This window comes from Treponema sp. (assembly GCF_051883275.1).
Taxonomy (GTDB): domain Bacteria; phylum Spirochaetota; class Spirochaetia; order Treponematales; family Treponemataceae; genus Treponema_D.
Genome location: NZ_JBJETK010000032.1, coordinates 1 through 19,360 on the forward strand (window position 1 = coordinate 1; position 19,360 = coordinate 19,360).

A 19,360-nucleotide genomic window follows, 5' to 3' on the forward strand; every position below is an offset into this window, starting at 1 on the left:
GATGAGCAGTTCAATCCAGAACATCGGAAGCCGCATAGACGAATTTAAGGTGTAGAAGTTTTTTGTGAATAAATTACGCAGCCTGGAGCTTTAAACTTTCTTTGCTGCGTAATTTTTTAGTTTAAACTTTTTTTACGCTGAGCGCACGCACGGCATTTAAAATCGCAAGAACCATCACACCGACATCGGCAAATATTGCAAACCACATATTGGCGATTCCGAATGCTCCAAGCGCAAGGCATGAGAATTTTATGCCGAGGGCAAAGAAAATATTCTGGTAGACAATCCCGACGCATTTTCTGGAAATTCTGACTGCCTTTGCAATTTTGAGCGGATTGTCGTCCATCAGCACAACATCCGCTGCTTCTATCGCCGCATCCGAGCCCATTGCGCCCATGGCAATTCCAATGTCTGCCCGTGCAAGAACCGGCGCATCGTTGATTCCGTCCCCGACAAATGCAAGCGTTTCTTTTTTGCTTTTCCGGGAAATGATTTTTTCAACTTCATTTACTTTATCCGCCGGCAAAAGCTCGCTGAAAACTTCATCAATTCCAAGGGCGGCGGCGGTTTCTTCTGCGATTTTTTTTGAGTCGCCCGTGAGCATTACTGTCCTGGAAATTCCAGACTTTCTTAATTCTCTGACTGCCTGTTTTGAAGTTTCCTTTTCGCTGTCGGAAATTATAATGTGGCCGGCATAAATTCCGTTGAGCGCAATGTGGACTGCCGTTCCCCTTTTGTGACATTCGGCATATTCAATTCCAAGCTTTTCCATGAGGCGGCTGTTTCCCACTGCCACGGTAATTTCGTCAACCTGCGCTGTAACACCGAGGCCGCCTGTTTCCTCAATGATTTTTACACGGTTTCTGTCAATGGGATTTTTGTATGCGGCCTGAAGGCTTTTGCTTATCGGGTGCGAAGAGGCACATTCTGCGAGCGCGGCGTACTCAAGGATTTTTTCTTCCGGGAGCGTGTTGTGATGAACTGCGGTGACTTCAAAAATTCCTTTTGTGAGTGTCCCTGTCTTGTCGAATACAATGATTTTTACTTTTGAGAGCGTTTCAAGATAATTCGAGCCTTTGATTAGAATTCCTTCGCGGCCGGCTCCACCTAGTCCTGCAAAAAAACTCAGGGGAATGCTTATCACCAGGGCGCACGGACAGCTTATCACAAGAAACAGGAGCGCGCGGTAAATCCATTCAGACCAGCACGGAGAATTTCCTGTGGCAAGGACGGCGGCAGGAGGAATCAATGCCAATGCCGCTGCGCAGAAAATAACGGCGGGTGTGTATATTCTTGCGAACTTTGAAATAAATTCCTCGGACTTTGATTTTTTTGAGCTGGCGTTTTCAACAAGCTCAAGAATTTTTGCGGCTGTGGATTCGCCGAATTCTTTTTGCGTTTTTATTTTGATAACGCTTGTCATGTTTATGCTTCCGCTCAGCACAGTTTCTCCCTCGCGCACGTTTCTTGGAAGGCTTTCTCCTGTAAGTGCCACTGTGTTTATGCAGGAAGCTCCGTTTACAACAATTCCGTCAATGGGAATTTTTTCTCCCGGCTGGACAACAATAATGCTTCCGGTTTTTATAGTTTCGGGCGATACACGCTTTAGAATTCCGTTTTCTTCGATGTTCGCATAGTCCGGGCGGATATCCATCAGCATGGCGATGTTCCGGCGGCTTTTTCCTACAGCGCAGCTCTGGAACAGTTCTCCTATCTGGTAGAAGAGCATTACCGCGACGGCTTCGTTGCAGTCGTCTATGGCTGAAATTCCGTGCGCCTTGTAAATCGCCAGTGCAAAAGCTCCAATGGTTGCGGTTGCCATAAGAAAATTTTCGTCAAAGATTCTGCGGTTCAGAATTCCTTTCCAAGCTTTTCGCAGAATGTCATAGCCTGCAATCAGATAGTCCAGCGTGTACAATATAAATTTTACGGGGATTTTTCCAAACGAAGAATAAAATCCGTCTATGCAGTCCAGGGCATTTATTATAAAAAAAATTCCTGCGCTTGCAATTATTCTGGCAAGAAGAGTTTTCTGTTTTTTTGTCATCTTTCCTCCAAAAAAATCTGAAAAGGATGTTAGAATTCAATATTGAAATCCGGCTCTATTTTTTTGCAGGCTTTTATGAGTTTTTTCATGACGGCGTTTTCATCCGCCTGCTGTGAAAATTCAACAGTCATTTTTTGTGTCATAAAATTGACCGAGGCATTTTCTATGCCTTCCATTTTTTTTGCGGTTTCTTCCATGAGATTTGCGCAGTTTGCACAGTCCACTTCGATTGCATATATTTTTTTCATAGCAGCTCCTGATAGATACTTTGCACAGCCCGGCGGAATGTGCAGTCTGTATTAACCAAACAATTAAGCGATTGTTTAATCTTTGTAAAAAGCATATAGTGAGAATCAGGAATTTTCAATAAATTTCGCAAAACAATTCCTTTTTTGGAAAAACAAATTTCTTTTTGGAGCATAGAAAATGAAAAAAGCGAATGGCGCCGGCGGATATTTCAACCTGAATTCAATAAAGGAAATTCTTTCTGACGAAAACATGGTGAGTGTTACGGCTGAATGTTTTGCCGCCTTGTCTGACAGCGCGCGCGTAAAAATTTTCATGCTGCTCTGCCACACAAAACTTTGCGTTGCGGACATTGCGGATTTTATGGAAATGACAGCGCCGGGCGTTTCCCATCATCTGAAAATTCTAAAGGAAACAGATCTGATTGAAAGCTACCGCGACGGCAAGGAAGTTTTTTATGCCGCTTCCCATTCCCAGATTAGCCGGACAATGCACGGGATTATTGAAAAACTTATGAAAATAAACTGCCCGGATTTTGAAAGCAAGCACGAAAAAATAAATGCCTCCGCCCAGTTCCGCAGTGACCAGATAAAAATCATAAGGCAGGTGCATGATTTTCTGTGCGAAAATATTTCAAGGCGGTTTACGATTGAAGACCTTTCAAAAAAATTCGGAATGAACACTACAACTCTAAAAACGGTTTTTAAGGATGTGTATGGAACTTCCCTTGCATTTCATATAAAGGAGCACCGCATGAAAAAAGCCGCGGAGCTTCTTGCAAAGACCGAGCTGTCTGTGAGCGAGATAGCTTCGGCCGTGGGGTACGAAAGCCAGGGAAAATTCAGCGCCACGTTCAAGGAGTTTTACAAAATGATTCCGACTGAATACAGGGAGCCTCTGCAAAAACATTAGAGCGGGCTTTTAGTAAAACCGGAATTTATTTTATCTCCTCGAATTTTTGCCGCATTGTGGGATTGTTTTTTACAAGCTTTTTTACAGTCAAATCTTCCAGCTTGCTGTTTGCAAGGCGGTAATTGTTTTCCGAGCCGAGCAGGTCTTCTTTCATTTTCTGGAGATTTGCAATCGCCTTGTCGATGTCTTCGATTGCGCTCATGAATTTTTTGCTTGCGAGGCTGTAGTTGCGGCTGAATCCGTCCTTGAATTTATTCAGATCCTCTTCAAACCGGGTGATGTCCATGTTCTGGTTTTGAATCAGCTTCAGCTCACGTTTTGCTTCCAGGGTATTCATGGCGGCATTGCGCAGGAAAGTTATCACGGGAATAAAAAACTGCGGCCTTATGACATACATTTTTGGATACTTGTACGAAACGTCGACAATGCCGGTGTTGTAATAATCGTTTTCTGTTTCGAGCATGGAAACAAGGACTGCGTACTCGCAGTTTTTTTCGGTGCGGTCTTTGTCAAGCTCTTTCAGGAAATCTTCATTCTTGTGCTTTGTGGCGGTTTCGTCAGCCTGGTTTTTCATTTCAAACATTATTGAAATAAATTCCACTCCGTCTGCGCTGGATTCTCTGAAAATAAAATCGCCCTTGCTCCCCGAAGCCTTTGACACCTTGTTGTCTTTTTCAAAATATGCGTTCTGAAATCCGAGGGCTCTGTTCTTGTTGAATTCCGTAAGGCAGAACTGCTCCAGGTCTTCTCCAATCTGCTTGGTTGATTCCTTTGCCTTGAAGTCCTTGTAGAATGCTATTTCTTCATCCTTTGCCTTTATCTGCGCCATGAACTGCTCTTTGATTGAAGCGACTTCATTCTTTGATTTTGTTTCAAGAATCTCAAGGCTGCTTTTGAGCTGAATGATTTCTTTTTCCTTGTCCTGAACGGCGGACTTGACGGCGATTTCAGAATCCTTTTTATCCGAATCAAGCCTGCCCTTAAGCACTGCGATTTCCTGCTCTTTTGCTGCGAGCGCGATTTTCAGCTCCGCCTGGGATTTTTCCCTTGCCGAAGAAAGCGCTGCTGAAATTTTTGTAAGCTCCTGTTCTTTTGAAGCGATTGCTATCTGCAAGTCTGATTTTGATTTCTGCTTTGCTCCCTCAAGCTCGGCTGCCAGTTTGGAAAGCCTGGATTCAAGCTCGGCGATTTCTCTGTCTTTTGCGTTTTGCGCCTGTGAAACTGCCAGCTTGATTTCAGAGTCTTTTTCCTTGTTCAGAGCGGCGGCTCTTTTTTCAAGCTCTTTTTCAAACTGCTCGTTGCGCACTTCATTTGCAATCGAATCGTAGGCGTTCTGCTCAAGCTGGATAATCTGTCCGCAGGAAGGGCACTTTATGTTCATGTTTGCTCCTTTTTGACGGCTTTATCCGCCGCCTTTTCTATTATTCTTTTCCTTTGTAAGCGATTGCATCAATCTGGAATTTAATTCCATCACGGATAAAATCTGATGTAAAAGCTTTTCTTGTTGGATATTTGCCTGGAAATCGGTTTTTAATTATATCAGACAGATAATTCAAATCCTGTATATCCTTGAAAAGGCAGTCCATTTTAACTACTGATTCCAAGCCCAGCCCTGCCATCTCAAGTCTTTTTTCAAGAACATCAATGGCGCCATGGATTTGATCCACAGTTGATTTTCCTTCGTTGCCCATACAGTATCCAACAAAAACATAGTCACCGGCTTCAATGATTGTTGAATCCGCCCAAAACTCATCTACTTCAATTCTCTTGATTTCATTTTTCATTTATTTCAATTCTCCTGAACAGGTCGCCGCCATTATATTGCATAGCAGGCGATTTTATCCATAGATTTTTAGAAACTTCTGAAAAAATCCTGCATTGTCATATTTCCCCGGGTTATGAAAATTTCCGGAGTTTTCACAATGTTTCTATTGACAGAATCAGAAACCTGAAGTATATTACTATCAATAGAAACGCTTCTTTTTATAGAAACAACATCAATTAATGAGGCCATGAGGGTAATTATGGAAAAACGAAACGACTCAATCTATAAATGTATTTCAAATTCAAGATACACGCCGTATCTTCTTGCAAAAAAAATCGGCGCAAAAGGAATTCTTGAATCTGCGAGTTTTCAAAAAGGGCGCGAACGCTATTCAATTTTAATGACGGAAGAAGCGTTTAAAATCGTTCAGGAAGGCGACGAAATTTATTTTGACGTCGAAGGCAAGACGATTCCGTTTGACGATGACGGGGTCGAAAGCCGCGATGCGCTCGGACACAAAAAGCCGTGCGATATTCTTGACGCGCTTTTGTATGTTGCAAGCCAGAACAAAACGCCTGAGGGCAATCTTTCTGAGATTCCGCTGCCTGCTTCGGGACTTGGATATTTGAGCTACGAGTTTGCAAAGCACTGCGACAATATTCGTTTTTTTGAGCAGAAGGACGAACTTAATATTCCCGAGAGCCTTTTTGTTGCAGGACACATTTACATTATTTTTAACCACTACACTGAGGAAATTCACATTTTCGGCTTGAATTACAACGAGCACCAGATTGACTTGAATGCCGCAATGGAACGGCTTTTAAAGCGAATGAACGATATGGATTTTTCGTATGTCGAAGAAGAAAACCAGACGTTCAATTATAAAATGATTACCGACCTTGAAAAATCAAAAGAAGAATACATCGAAAAAGTCAAGGTTTTGAAACGGCATATTGTAGCAGGCGACATTATACAGGCCGTTCCGTCGCGCCGTGTTCAGATTGAATGTGACGCAGACGCTCTTACAGTTTACGGAAAACTCAGAAAAGTAAATCCGTCGCCTTATCTTTTTTACATCAACTTCGGCGACTTCCAGTTTACAGGCGCATCTCCTGAAAGCCTTGTCCGTGTCCGACGTGGCAAAGCGACTATTCATCCGATTGCAGGAACGATTCACCGCGGTAAAAATGATGCGGAAGATGAAATGTTAAAAAATCAGCTTCTGTCAAATCCTAAAGAGCAGGCTGAACATTTAATGCTCGTTGACCTTGCAAGAAACGATTTGGGTCGTGTCTGCAAAAGCGGTTCTGTTACAGTTCCGCAGTATATGGAGTGCGAACTTTTCAGCCATGTAATTCATCTTGTAAGCAGTACGGAAGGAAATGTGCGTGACGACGTTCAGCCTATACAGGTTTTGCGCGCGGCTTTCCCGGCAGGAACTGTAAGCGGTGCTCCGAAAATCAGTGCAATGCAGATTTTGAGCGGACTTGAAAAAACAAAGCGCAGGTTTTATGCAGGAGCGGTCGGATACATTCAGACAAACGGCGATCTTGATTTTTGCATTGCAATCCGGTGTACGCTTAAAAAAGGCAATGTCTGGAATTTGCAGTCTGGCGGCGGAATTGTTTACGATTCAGACCCGGAGCGCGAGTTTACTGAAACATGCGAAAAGCTCGGTGCGTTAATCGATACGCTTACAAAGTAGTTTTTAATTTGGAGGAAATATGATTTTAGTTATAGATAATTACGATTCTTTTACGTTCAATGTAATTCAGATTTTACAGACAGTGACTGATAAAGAAATAAAAGTTGTCCGCAATGACGAGTTCACTGTGGAACAGCTTGCTTCGATGAATCCTGAATATCTGATTGTTTCGCCGGGGCCGGGTTCTCCGTATCAGGCTGGAATCTGCGAAGAGGCGATAAAATATTTTGCAGGAAAAATTCCGATTCTTGGAATCTGTCTTGGTCATCAGGCAATCTGCGAGGCGTTCGGGGCGCGTATCGTTCAGGCTAAATTCATCAAGCATGGAATCGTTGAAGAAATAAAACTTGACGGCAAAGGTTTGTTCCGTTCAATCGGAAAATCTGCAAAGTTTACAAGATACCACAGCCTTGTTGCAGACGAGCAGACTTTGAGCCCTGACTTTGAAGTTACCGCGCGCGCCGCTGACGGAGATATAATGGGAGTGCGCCACAAAACTCTTGCAATCGAGGGAATTCAGTTTCACCCTGAAAGCATCGCAAGTGAAGCAGGAAAAGAACTTCTTTCTTCGTTCATAAATTACCGCCGCGAAAATCTGAACGTTGCAGAATATTTAAATCAGCTCATTGCAAAAAAAGATTTGACGGAAGAACAGGCCGCTTTCTTTATGGAAAACGTAACAGACGGCTCAATGGACGAACGCGCAATGTCCGGCATCCTTGTTGCAATGGCGGCAAAAGGCCCGAGCGTGAGCGAAATGATTGGCTGTGCAAAAGCGCTTCTTAAAAAGAAAAAAGACCTTCCGCTTGAAAAAAACGGAATTGCAGAAATCGTCGGAACTGGCGGTGACGGAAAAGGAAGCTTTAACATTTCTTCGATGTCGGCTCTTGTTGCGGCAAGCTGCGGTCAGAAAATTGCAAAGCACGGGAACAGGGCAGTGTCGTCAAAATCGGGCGCGGCAGATTTCTTTGAAAATCTCGGAATAAACATTATGGCAAAACCGGAGCAGACTGCTGAACTGATTAAAAAAACAAATTTTGGTTTTTTGATGGCGCAGGTCTATCACTCGGCAATGCGCTTTGCCGCTCCCGTAAGAAAAGTTCTCGGCGTAAAAACGATTATGAATATTTTAGGCCCGCTTTTAAATCCTGCAAATGCTGAATACGAAGTTCTCGGCGTTTACAGTCCGGCTCTGCTCAAGGATTATGCAAAGGCGGCGAAAGCGCTCGGTGCAAAACGTGTAATGGTTGTCTGCTCGCGCGACGGCTACGATGAAATAAGTCCGCTTGTTCCAACTGACGTTTATCAGATTGACGAAAACGGAAATGAAAATCAGTATGTCATAAAGCCTGAAAACTTCGGAATCACAGGCTGCAACGAAGACGAGCTTATGGGCGGAAGCGGAAAAGAAAACGCAGAACTCGCACTCGAAGTTTTAAATGGCGGCGGAAGAAAAACAATCAAAGCCGCTGTCGGATTGAACACCGCCGCAGTTTTGTATTTGAGCGGAAAAGCACGTACGTTAAAAGACGGCTACGACATGGCAATTTCTGCAATCGACTCAGGCAAGGCACTTGAAAAACTTCGAGAAATTCAAAAAGTATCAGGCGAGTTGTAATTTTTATGGCAAAAGATATTTTAAAAGAAATTGTAGAACGGCGCACAGAGGACATAAAAAATCTCGGAATAAATTTCGGTTTTGACATTCCTGAAAAACGTCTGCGTAAAGTTCATCCTTTTATACAGGAAAAAGGCGTAATTCTTGAAGTGAAGCGTGCCTCTCCGAGCAAGGGTGACATTTCGCCTGAACTTGATTCATATAAAACGGCGATGACTTATGCACAGGCAGGGGCGAGGGCAATCAGCTGTCTGACTGAAAAAAATTATTTCAAGGGAACGCTTCAGGATTTGATGAATGTCTGCCGTGCCGCTGATGATTTTGAAAAGGAAACGGGAAAAAATCCGCCTGCGGTTTTGCGCAAAGATTTTTTGACTTGCGTTGAAGATGTCGAAGTTTCTTACAGGGCAGGCGCAGATGCCGTTTTGCTGATTGCAAGAATTTTGAGTTCAGATCAGATTTTGCAGATGGCGAAAAAGGCAGAAGAACTCGGACTTTCTGTTTTAATCGAAGTCCGCCAGAATGAAGATCTGGAAAAACTTTCTGTCGTAATGCAGAATGTCAGCTACAAAAATATTTTGTGCGGAGTGAACAGCCGCGATTTAAAAGATTTTACAATCGATATGCTCATTCCTGCAAAAATGTTTTCAAAAATCAAAAAGATTTCACCTGATGCGAGAATCACTTTTGAAAGCGGAATCCTCTCTGCAAGGAGCGCGGCATTTGCGGCAGATATGGGCTTTAACGCAATTCTTCTTGGAGAAGCCGCCGCACGAAATCCCGACAAAGCAAAAGAGTTTACGGCGGCGTTTGAAAAGTCTGCTCAAAATTCTGAAACGAACAAAAACGGCGCGATGTGGATTGAATATGCCGGCCGCGATGTGTGCGAAAAAAAGCCTTTTGTAAAAATCTGCGGAATTACAAATATCGACGATGCACTCTGTGCGGTAAAAAACGGCGCTGATTTTCTGGGTTTTATTTTCTGGAATAAATCAAAGCGGAATGTCGGAAAAGAAAATGTTTTAAAAATCCGTCAGTCGCTTGAAGAAAATTTCAAAAATGGCAGAATAGAAAAAATGCCGAAACTTGTCGGTGTGATTGTCGGCCTTGACAGTGAAGAAACAGAGGAAGCACTTTCGCTTGTAAACGAAAATGTCCTTGATATTATTCAAGTTCATACTTTTGAAACGGCGGTAAAATTCTGTGCGGACGAGCGGTTTAAAAACATTCCGCATTATTGCGCCGTAAATATTTCTTGTCAGGACGACATTCAAAAACTTGACGAACTCAACAGGCTTGGCGAGCCGCGAATTCTTGTTGACGCACAATCGCAAAATCAGATTGGCGGAACAGGAAAACAGATTGACACGGAAATTCTTTTGCAGATTGCAAAAAAATATAAGCTCTGGATTGCAGGCGGAATAAGCAGTCAGAATGTGGGCGAACTTATAAAAACTTTTAATCCTGAATTAATCGACATAAGTTCGAGCCTTGAAGAACAGCCGGGCATAAAGAGCCATAAAAAAATCGGAGAACTTTTTGCAGTTATAAAATAAAATGCAAATTAATTTTTTATAAAACTTTTATAAAATCGAGGAACTATGACACATTCAGAAAATGGATTTTTTAATGAATTCGGCGGAAAGTATGTCGCAGAAGTTTTGCGCCGTCCGCTTGACGAACTTGAAGTTGCGTTTAAAGAAGCGATGGCAGACAGCAGTTTTGTCAGCGAACTTGAAACAATTCAGCGTGATTATATAGGCCGTGAAACTCCGCTTTTGTATGCAAAGACGGCAACAGAAATTCTTGGCGGTGCACAGATTTACATAAAACTTGAAGGACTTGCAAATACAGGCGCGCACAAAATAAACAATGCGATAGGGCAGTGCCTACTTGCAAAGCGAATGGGAAAAAAACGCATAATCGCAGAAACAGGCGCAGGACAGCATGGAGTTGCAACGGCGGCGGCATGTGCAAAACTCGGACTTGACTGCACGGTTTATATGGGCGAAGTCGACGTGCGCCGTCAGCAGCCGAACGTTGCCGCAATGGAAATGTACGGTGCAAAAGTTCACCCTGTAACAAGCGGAAGCCGGACTTTAAAAGATGCCGTAAACGAAGCAATGCGCGACTGGGCGGCAAATCCCGACACTACGCATTATGTTTTGGGAAGCGCGTTAGGCCCAGCCCCTTTCCCTGACATCGTGCGTGAATTCCAGAGCGTAATCGGAAAAGAAGTAAAACGGCAGGCACAGGAGCGAAACCTTGATGTCGAAGCGCTGATTGCGTGCGTTGGCGGCGGTTCAAATTCAATCGGATTTTTTGCGCCGTTCATTGACGAACAGAAACCGCGCCTCATCGGAGTAGAAGCCGGCGGAATCGGGCCGGGCGTAGGTGAGAATGCAAGCCGAATGACAGGAAACGCAAGCCGCGACGGAATCTTGCAGGGATATAAATCGCGCTTTCTGCTTGACGAGGACGGACAGGCGCTTCCGACACGTTCAATTTCTGCAGGACTTGACTACTGCGGAATCGGGCCTCAGCTTGCTTCACTCGGAAAATCAGGCAGAATCGAATTTACATCAGCACTCGATGACGAAGCATTGAACGCCGTAAAATTTTTCGCAAAAAACGAAGGCGTCCTGTTTGCAATGGAAAGCGCGCATGCCGGAGCAGAAGCAATCAAACTCGCGCCGACACTTCCAAAAGACAAGGCAATCATCGTAAATATGAGCGGACGCGGTGACAAAGACATTTTCATCACGTGCCCGGTTTTCCGCCCTGCCGAATGGAAAGAATTTTTAATTTCAGAACTTGAACGCCTGAACGATTCAAAAGACATTCACGAAGCAGAACTTATGCGAAAGTAAAAATTTTTTTGAATGAAATTTAATGGAGTGTAAGATAAAAACCACTGAAATTGCGCGGCTTTTATCTTACCTAAAGTTTGCGTTGCAAACTTTCTTATAAATTGCTGTTCCTCATTGCATTACGGAACAGCATAAAAAGTCAAATCGGAAATTGATATTTCCTCATTGACTTTTTATGGGAGTAGAATAATGGACAAAAAAATAAAATTGATGAGCCACCTTGTAGCAGGCTACCCGACAGACGAACTTGCATTTACAGCCGCAAAGGCACTTGTTGACGGAGGAGCGGACATTCTTGAAGTTCAGCTTCCGTTCAGCGACCCGAGCGCAGACGGCCCTGTAATTCAAAGTGCCTGCACAAAAGTTTTAAGCCGCGGCTACAAAACAAAAGACGGACTTGCGTTCATAGAAAAACTGCACAAAAATTTCCCGGACGTAAAAATCTACATAATGAGTTACGGCTCCCTCATTTACACACCGGGCATAAGTGAATTCTGCAAAAAGGCAGCGAGTGCCGGTGTAACAGGAATGATTATCCCAGACCTTCCGTTTGACTTTGACGAAGGACTTACAAAAGCCTGCAACGAAAACGGCATGATAAATATCCCGGTTGCCGCACCGAGTATGAGCCGCGAGCGCCTTCTAAAAATGGCAAATGCAGGATTTCCGTACATTTACGCAGCCCTCAGAACAGGCATCACAGGCACAGATACAAAAATTGACACCGGCACGCTGGAATTCTTAAAATCAGTTTCAAGCGGCGGAAGCAAAATCTACGGCGGTTTTGGCATCTCCACAGGCGAACAGTCAAAAGCCCTTTGCGATTACGTTGAAGGCGTCGTTGCCGGCAGCGTATTCGTCCGCCTCATCACAGAAAACCAGACCGACCGCGAAAAACTCTACGAAGCAGTAAAATCAAAAGCGCAGGAACTTACAGGTCAAAAATAACCCCACCGCCGGTCTTACAAATCAGACCGGCAATTTTTTTATTTCATTTGGTTCTTAAAATTTCTGTAAAAAAGTGGTATATTTATAAAAGGCAGATGAAGAAACAAAAGAATTAACTGTTTTTGTTTTTTCTCTACCCGAACTCACAACGCAAGCAGGTATGTAGCGTTGTGGCATTGTTACTCAAATCACTGCACTTGAAGAAAAAATCACACAGTCAAAACGCATTATGTCAGACTGTCCGCACAAAAAAACAAATCGCCCTGAACAAGTGGCTCAGATAGTAAATTAAAAACTTGGAGAACTGCCAATGCAGGAAAATAATACAAGCCTTATAATGTACACCACGGAAGACGGCGTTACAAAAATTCAGGCGACATTTAACAATGACACCGTCTGGCTTTCAATAGACCAGATGGCGGAACTTTTCCAGAGGGATAAGTCTACAATTTCACGCCATATAAAGAATGTGTTTGAAGAAGGGGAACTGGACTCAAATCGAACTGTTGCAAATTTTGCAACAGTTCAAAATGAAGGCGGACGGCAGGTTGAACGCAATATCGAATATTACAACCTCGATGTAATAATCTCTGTCGGCTACCGCGTAAAATCCCTGCGCGGAACTCAATTCAGAATTTGGGCAATGCAGGTTCTAAAAGAATATATGCAGAAAGGTTTTGCCCTTGACGACAACCGCTTAAAGGAACTTGGCGGCGGAAACTACTTTGACGAACTTTTGGCGCGGATTCGGGATATTCGCTCAAGTGAAAAAGTTTTCTGGCGGAAAGTCCTTGATATTTATGCAACAAGCATTGACTATAATCCTAGTGCGGAAAGTTCGATTGCATTTTTTAAGCAGGTGCAGAATAAAATGCACTGGGCGGCTCACAAGCATACGGCGGCGGAAATAATTTTTCAGCGTGCGGACAGTGAAAAACAGAATATGGGGCTTACTTCCTGGTCTGGAAAAGAAATAAAGAAAACTGACGTTGAAGTTGCAAAAAACTATCTTACCGACTCGGAACTGGATGCCCTGAACAAAATCGTTACCGCATATCTGGACGTTGCCGAAGTCCGCGCATTAAATCACGAGCCGATGTATATGAAAGACTGGCTTGAAACAATAGACGACTATTTAAAGATGACCCGCCGGGAAATACTTTCTACAGCCGGGCGCGTATCACATCAAGACGCTCTGGACAAGGCTCACGAGGAATACAAAAAATTCAAAGCCAAAGAAAAAGATACGCTTTCACTTGTGGAAAAGCACTTTTTGGAAAGCATCGGCGAACTTAATAAAATTGCAGAAAAATAATGGGTGGATTTTTTTTTGTTACGAGGGTTTATTTGACGGATACTATCATACATAGTTAGCTAATAATTAAACTGAGATATGTATGTGATTAGCAACACTGTTTACGGACATAGCCAATAAAAAAAGGCTGTCTAAAAAGCCATAGTGTCATTATACTGTCATTCCGAATTTATTTCGGAATCTATGCAGTGGATACAGCACAGATGCTGAAACGAGTTCAGCATGACAGGTTTCAGTTGCATAGCAATGCTTTTTGGAAAGTCGCATAGCAGTTTTTAGGGGCTGTCTAAAAACCCATAGTGTCATTATACTGTCATTCCGAATTTATTTCGGAATCTTTGTGCGGATACAGCACAGATGCTGAAACGAGTTCAGCATGACAGGTTTTAGTTGCATGACGATGGTTTTTAGAGAACCGCATAACAAGTTTTTAGTTGCATAGCAATGTTTTTTGGAAAGTCCGTGACAGATTTTTTTAGGGGCTGTCTAAAAAGCCATAGTGTCATTCCACTGTCATTCCGAATTTATTTCGGAATCTTTGCAGCGGATACAGCATAGATGCTGAAACGAGTTCAGCATGACAGTTTTTTAGTTGCATGACGATGCTTTTTATACAACCGCATAACAAGTTTTTTGTTGCATGGCAATGTTTTTTGGAAAGCCCATGACAGGTTTTTAGACAGCCGGATTTTTTACATCACATCAGTTACATTTTTGAAAAGGAAACTGATTCAATTTCTTTTTTTAGTTCTGTGCTTGGCGTGAACAGAATTCTCTTTGTTGTAATGCCTGACGAATCAACGCTGTCAGCATTTTCAAATCCCTTTGACGAAAAGGAAAGTTTTACACGTCCGAAGTTTCCCAGCTGGATTTTGAATCCGTTTTTAAGGTACATCGGAAGCTTCCGCACAAGTGATGTCAGAACAGCCTCAACATCGGTTACGTTCAATGTACAGGCATCTGAAATGTCCTTTGCCAGATCCATTATTGTCAGTTCTTCCATATACTGTGGGCAGCGTAAAATTTTGATTCATCATTGTTAAGAGGATTCATCCGTTTTATAATTCTGTATTTCATTGAGTTTTTCCTTGCAATTCTTTAAGGCGATTGCAGCCTGCTCAAGGTGTTTTGCTTTTATTTGCAGTTCCTTGCATTTGTTTTTTTTGTTCCATAGGGAACGGATTTTCAAAAGTCTTGCGGGTTTCTAAAAGAAACTCGTCAGCAGGCACCGGCCAACGGCCAGCGCAAAGCTTCTTTTGATAACTTGAAAAGAAACGGAAAAACTGTTACTCTTTTATAAGTATTAGGGCAGCGGATTTCCGTTTGTCTTGACGGGCTTTTTAATCACTGGTACTGATTAGAAAGCTTTTTTTTTCAGTCATTTCATTTTTTTGCCTCCCTGCGTTTTATGCATCTGATTCCCGATTCAAGATGGCTTCAATCTGCTCTTTGTCCTTGTCGCTGATTTTTCCCATCGCTTTGGCAAGTGCGACTATTCCGATTACCGCGGTTGCGGTGAGGGCTGTTCCTGCCAGGATTGCGCCCCAGTTTATGCCGTCGCTGTTTTTGCTCTGTGCGGTCTTGCCATCAGAACCTTCTTTTCCCAAAAGATAGTCCGGAGTTGTTTCCAGAGTTTCCGCTATTTTCTGCAATGTCTGATCACTTGGAGTCCGTCCGTTTGCGCCGTCAGACATCCACCGGCTTACCGTTACCTCGCTTACATCGAGTTTTTCGGCAAGCTTACGCTGTGTCATTCCCTTTGCTTTCAGGAGTGCTTCCACCCTGTTTTTGAAATTTGCATCCATTCTCTGCCTCCGTCTTAACCTTTTGTTCTCTCTGTATGTTTATACTTTACATATTATTAACCGAATTGTCAAGTAAAATGTTTATTTTTACAGTAAATTTTAACAAAAACCTTTAAAAATGGTTAAAATATTGGTTAAACGGTAAAGTCCGGCGGATGTTCCAAAAACATACGATGTTTTGGCAAAAAACACGCCGTGTTTTAAAAAATTCACGCAGAGAATTTAAAAAAGTACGCCGTGTTTTTGGTGAAAACTCGGCGTGTTTTTTGAAAAGTATGGTGTCCGCTCCAGCTCAAGAACGCTTAGACTTGCGCGCCATTTTCTAGAGCATATTTCCAGTGATGTAGAAACGATAAACCTTGCATAAAAAAGAATTTCTGCTTTAAGGCGGAAAACCTTGATGTTGACGGCGCAGATACGGACTCTCTTTTAAAAGCGGCGGAAGAAGAAATAAATTGCTTTTTTGCTCGGTAATTTTTTATAATCACGACTATAGCAAGTACGTGTGGTCATGACAGATTGAACGCTCCCCTTAATTTTTTTGCAAAAAAAAGGTATATTGATTATTACTCAGGAGAAAAAAAATGACAAAAAATACCGTACAATCTGTAGAACCAAACATCGCTGACCTTGTGAACGGCTGGCTTAAATCATATAAAATTGACTATAAACTGGAACAGGAAAATCTTAACGCTTCTATTGACAAGGCTTTGGACGAATACAAATCAAAGCAGGGCGGAACAGGCGGAAATCGGCCAGACTGCAAATTGCTTGCTTATGACTCTTATGGTACGGCTTACCCTGTACTTATTGAATACAAAGGTTACAAAGATAGGCTTGTAAAACTCGATGAAAACGGCAATGTAGCAATCAAAACATCTGACAACAAAAATGATTACAAGAACATAAATTCTTATGCCGTCAATGGTGCCGTTCATTATGCAAACGCACTTTTGCATTATACGGATTATGAAGACATCATTTCTATCGGCGTTACAGGCTGGAAAGACGAAAGCGGAAAATTACAGCACGAAATCGGTGTTTATTATGTTTCCGGCAAAAACTATGGTTATGGTCAGGAAGTTGCAAAATACACAGATTTATCTTTTTTAAAAAAAGAAAACTTCGATTCATTTGTTGAAAAAGTAAAATCTCTTAATTTAACCGAAGAAGAAAAAAATAAGAGTATCGAAAAGCGTGAACAGGAAATTTCTTCAAGCCTTGTGAAGCTCAATAACGACATTTACAAGAACGAAAGCGGACTTGGGGAATCTGCCCGCATATATCTTGTTGCCGCTTCAATTATCGCAAACCTCGGTATAAAAGGCGAAAATCCTGTAAAACCGCTTGAAAAGTCTGACTTGAAGTCTTCTGCAGAAAAAGGCGAGCGTGACGGTGACATAATGCTCCGCAAAATCAACACTTTCTTGACTGCAAAAAATGTTCCGGAAGACAAAAAGAATCTTATCATTCAGACTTTTTCAGAAGGGCTTTTGACAAACGAAAACATCAACAAACCAATAAACGGCGAGAGCCAGTTAAAAAGAGTTTTTTCAAAGGTTATAGATGATTTGGGATTATATTACAAAATCGGTTTGACCACAGATTTTACAGGCCGGCTCTTCAATGAAATGTACAACTGGTTGGGCTTTACGCAGGATAAACTTAACGATGTTGTTTTGACTCCAAGTTATGTGGCAACTTTTTTGGCTCGGCTTGCCAGAGTAAACAAAGACAGCTATGTCTGGGATTTTGCTACAGGTTCAGCAGGTCTTTTGGTTGCAGCAATGAATATTATGATTGACGATGCAAAAGCGAATATAAAAAGTCCTGATGAATTCAAGAAAAAAGAAGCGTTCATAAAGGCAAATCAGCTTTTGGGTTTGGAAATCTTGCCGCAAGTTTATATGCTTGCAATCCTCAATATGATTTTGATGGGCGACGGAAGCAGCAACATTTTAAATAAAAACTCCCTAACCGATTTTAACGGAAATTACGGTTTTGTGCGGACAACAGAAAAATTTCCGGCAACTGCATTCGTACTGAATCCGCCGTATTCTGCAAGCGGTAACGGTATGGTCTTTGTTGAAAAGGCTCTTTCGATGATGGAAAAAGGTTATGCGGCAATCATTATTCAAAACAGTGCAGGAAGTGGAAAAGCTGTTGAATACAACAAAAAAATTCTGAAACATTCTACGCTTCTTGCAAGCATAAAAATGCCGATAGACCTTTTTGTCGGAAAATCAAGCGTTCAGACGAATGTTTATGTTTTCCGCGTTGGTGAAGCACACCAGAAAGATGAAATCGTAAGGTTCATTGATTTTTCTAATGACGGTTACACAAGAACTAACCGCAAAAAAGCGAGCATTAACCTCCGCGACACAGACAACGCAAAAGGACGATACGAAGAAGTTGTAAACCTGGTGCGATTCGGTAAAAGCAAACTTAAGATTTTTACAGAGAAAGAGTATTATGAAAGTACGATTGACCCGGAAAACGGAGCAGACTGGAACCAGAGCGCACCGGTAGACACAAAACCGACTTTGCAGGATTTTAAGAAGACCGTTGCAGATTATCTTGCGTGGGAAGTTTCCAACCTTTTAAAAAATCAGGTGGTTGTTGACCAAGATCGAAGCGACGGAGAAAGTATGCCGGAGGCAACTCGCCTGGGAAAATAGATGCCCCGCTTGGCGAAAAGTTGCAGGCGGTCAAGTGGGGTGAATTCAGGCTTGGTGATTTGTTTGAGAAAATAAAAGTAAACTCTCTTAAGTATAAGACTAATGATTTGCCAAGTATTGCAAATAAAGAGTGTGATTTACCTGCCTTGACGGCAGGAATTCAAAATCAAGGCTTGAATAATTATGTTCCGAGAGAAAATGCAACCATTCTTAAGAATGTAATTTCTATTTCTGCAAATGGAGCTAACACAGGTGCAACATTTTTTCAAAGCAAAGAGTTTACTGTATTACAAGATGCTTATGCTATTGATTGGATTTATTCTTCAGATAGTTTAACTGAAAATCAATATTTGTTTCTTGTTGGTGCTATTACAAAAACAATCTATGGAAATTATGAATGGACAAATAAGGCTGGCTGGGAACGAATTAAAAACGATTATATTACTCTTCCTGTCACATCAACAGGTGAAATAGACTTTGATTTTATGGAGTCGTTTATACGCGAACTCGAAGAGGAGCGTATACGCGAACTCGAAGAGGAGCGTATACGCGAACTAGCCGCTTACCTTACGGTAAGCGGCCTTGCCGACGCTACGCTTACGGCAAACGAAGAAGCTTCGCTTCTTCAATTTAAGGATTTAGAATGGCAGGAATTTAATGTTGAATCATTGTTCGGAAAATCTACTCGAGGAAAGCGACTTAAAAGTGATGACCGAATAGAAGGCTACTTACCATTTGTAACGGCAGGTGAAGCGGATGAGGGAATCTCTGCATTTATCAGTAATAAAGTTGAAGTGTTTTCAAAAAATACGACAACAATAGATATGTTTGGTTCTGCGAAGTACCGCAATTATAATTATGGAGCAGATGACCATGTTGCTGTAGTTCATACTGAAAATCTCCCGAAATATGCCGCTGTTTTCGTTACGACGGCATGTCACAAATCAGCACATAATGGTCAATTCAATTATGGACATAATTTTTATGCAAAAGATGCTGATGAACTGTATATTTATCTTCCTGTAAAAGACGGCAAACCCGATTACGAAGCAATGGAAACTTTCATCTCCGCCGTACAGAAACTTGTAATAAAAGATGTCGTAAAATATGCAGATGAAAGAATTGCAGCAACAAAGGACACGGTATATAAAATTCCAGAGGCTTATGGTAAAATGAAAGTTGCAGAATCAGAACCATCGTGCGGAAAATGAATTTGAAGCAATATTTGAACTTGTAAGAATTATTTACAAGTTCAAACTGATATTTATTGCGCAAGGGTATGGAGCACCGCCGCAGGCGTTCCGAAACGAAGTGCAGGAATGAGCGTTAGCGAAGTGCGGAACACCCGACCCGAAGCGAGCCTGTTTGCAAAGCAAACTGCGTGAGCGTAGGGATGCGCCCAAGAAATCGTGAGATTATGCGAATTTTCAAGGATGTTGATTTAGTTGAGC

At 42.2% G+C, this 19,360-nt stretch carries 14 protein-coding genes and 1 pseudogene; 9 read left to right on the forward strand and 6 right to left on the reverse strand.

Annotated elements, in window-relative coordinates; translation table 11 throughout:
- Window positions 1–121: 121 nt before the first annotated feature.
- Both ACI4L0_RS05010 and ACI4L0_RS05015 read right to left on the reverse strand, forming a co-directional pair.
- Window positions 122–2,047, reverse strand: coding sequence for a heavy metal translocating P-type ATPase (locus ACI4L0_RS05010; protein WP_439799070.1), 1,926 nt, complete (start codon window positions 2,045–2,047; stop codon window positions 122–124).
- A gap of 29 nt (window positions 2,048–2,076) precedes the next feature.
- Window positions 2,077–2,295, reverse strand: coding sequence for a cation transporter (locus ACI4L0_RS05015; protein WP_439799071.1), 219 nt, complete (start codon window positions 2,293–2,295; stop codon window positions 2,077–2,079).
- A 178-nt stretch (window positions 2,296–2,473) separates the two neighbouring features.
- On the opposite strand from ACI4L0_RS05015, the gene ACI4L0_RS05020 reads away from it, so the two are divergent.
- A complete protein-coding gene (locus ACI4L0_RS05020) occupies window positions 2,474–3,205 on the forward strand; it encodes a metalloregulator ArsR/SmtB family transcription factor (protein ID WP_439799072.1) in 732 nt (243 codons plus the stop codon).
- Window positions 3,206–3,230: 25 nt separating this feature from the next.
- Here ACI4L0_RS05020 and ACI4L0_RS05025 read toward each other — a convergent pair whose 3' ends face one another.
- Window positions 3,231–4,586: a DUF2130 domain-containing protein gene (locus ACI4L0_RS05025; protein ID WP_439799073.1), complete on the reverse strand. Its 1,356-nt coding sequence runs from the start codon at window positions 4,584–4,586 to the stop codon at window positions 3,231–3,233.
- Window positions 4,587–4,626: 40 nt separating this feature from the next.
- Complete coding sequence (locus ACI4L0_RS05030) at window positions 4,627–4,989, reverse strand: RidA family protein (protein ID WP_439799074.1); 363 nt, start codon at window positions 4,987–4,989, stop codon at window positions 4,627–4,629.
- A gap of 240 nt (window positions 4,990–5,229) precedes the next feature.
- Between ACI4L0_RS05030 and ACI4L0_RS05035 the strand changes: the two genes are divergently transcribed.
- From ACI4L0_RS05035 to ACI4L0_RS05060, 6 genes are all read left to right on the forward strand, one after another.
- Window positions 5,230–6,675, forward strand: a complete 1,446-nt coding sequence (locus ACI4L0_RS05035) for a chorismate-binding protein (RefSeq protein WP_439799075.1) — start codon at window positions 5,230–5,232, stop codon at window positions 6,673–6,675.
- A gap of 19 nt (window positions 6,676–6,694) precedes the next feature.
- Complete coding sequence (locus tag ACI4L0_RS05040; RefSeq protein ID WP_439799076.1) at window positions 6,695–8,293, forward strand: bifunctional anthranilate synthase component II/anthranilate phosphoribosyltransferase; 1,599 nt, start codon at window positions 6,695–6,697, stop codon at window positions 8,291–8,293.
- Between the two features lie 5 nt (window positions 8,294–8,298).
- Window positions 8,299–9,849: a bifunctional indole-3-glycerol phosphate synthase/phosphoribosylanthranilate isomerase gene (locus ACI4L0_RS05045; RefSeq protein ID WP_439799077.1), complete on the forward strand. Its 1,551-nt coding sequence runs from the start codon at window positions 8,299–8,301 to the stop codon at window positions 9,847–9,849.
- Window positions 9,850–9,894: 45 nt separating this feature from the next.
- Window positions 9,895–11,163, forward strand: a complete 1,269-nt coding sequence (gene trpB, locus ACI4L0_RS05050) for a tryptophan synthase subunit beta (RefSeq protein WP_439799078.1) — start codon at window positions 9,895–9,897, stop codon at window positions 11,161–11,163.
- Between the two features lie 189 nt (window positions 11,164–11,352).
- Window positions 11,353–12,111 carry a tryptophan synthase subunit alpha gene (trpA, locus tag ACI4L0_RS05055; RefSeq protein WP_439799079.1) on the forward strand — a complete coding sequence of 253 codons (759 nt, stop codon included), beginning with the start codon at window positions 11,353–11,355 and terminating at the stop codon, window positions 12,109–12,111.
- Between the two features lie 310 nt (window positions 12,112–12,421).
- Window positions 12,422–13,426: a virulence RhuM family protein gene (locus ACI4L0_RS05060; RefSeq protein WP_439799080.1), complete on the forward strand. Its 1,005-nt coding sequence runs from the start codon at window positions 12,422–12,424 to the stop codon at window positions 13,424–13,426.
- A 706-nt stretch (window positions 13,427–14,132) separates the two neighbouring features.
- On the opposite strand, the gene ACI4L0_RS05065 is transcribed toward ACI4L0_RS05060, so the two are convergent.
- Together ACI4L0_RS05065 and ACI4L0_RS05070 are read right to left on the reverse strand one after the other, a co-directional pair.
- Window positions 14,133–14,429 carry an HU family DNA-binding protein gene (locus ACI4L0_RS05065; protein WP_439799081.1) on the reverse strand — a complete coding sequence of 99 codons (297 nt, stop codon included), beginning with the start codon at window positions 14,427–14,429 and terminating at the stop codon, window positions 14,133–14,135.
- A gap of 403 nt (window positions 14,430–14,832) precedes the next feature.
- A pseudogene (locus tag ACI4L0_RS05070) lies at window positions 14,833–15,234 on the reverse strand (helix-turn-helix transcriptional regulator); the annotation flags it as partial.
- 581 nt (window positions 15,235–15,815) lie between these two features.
- Here ACI4L0_RS05070 and ACI4L0_RS05075 point away from each other — a divergent pair.
- Window positions 15,816–17,909: an HsdM family class I SAM-dependent methyltransferase gene (locus tag ACI4L0_RS05075; RefSeq protein WP_439799082.1), complete on the forward strand. Its 2,094-nt coding sequence runs from the start codon at window positions 15,816–15,818 to the stop codon at window positions 17,907–17,909.
- Between the two features lie 20 nt (window positions 17,910–17,929).
- Window positions 17,930–19,120: a restriction endonuclease subunit S gene (locus ACI4L0_RS05080; RefSeq protein WP_439799083.1), complete on the forward strand. Its 1,191-nt coding sequence runs from the start codon at window positions 17,930–17,932 to the stop codon at window positions 19,118–19,120.
- Window positions 19,121–19,360: the final 240 nt, after the last annotated feature.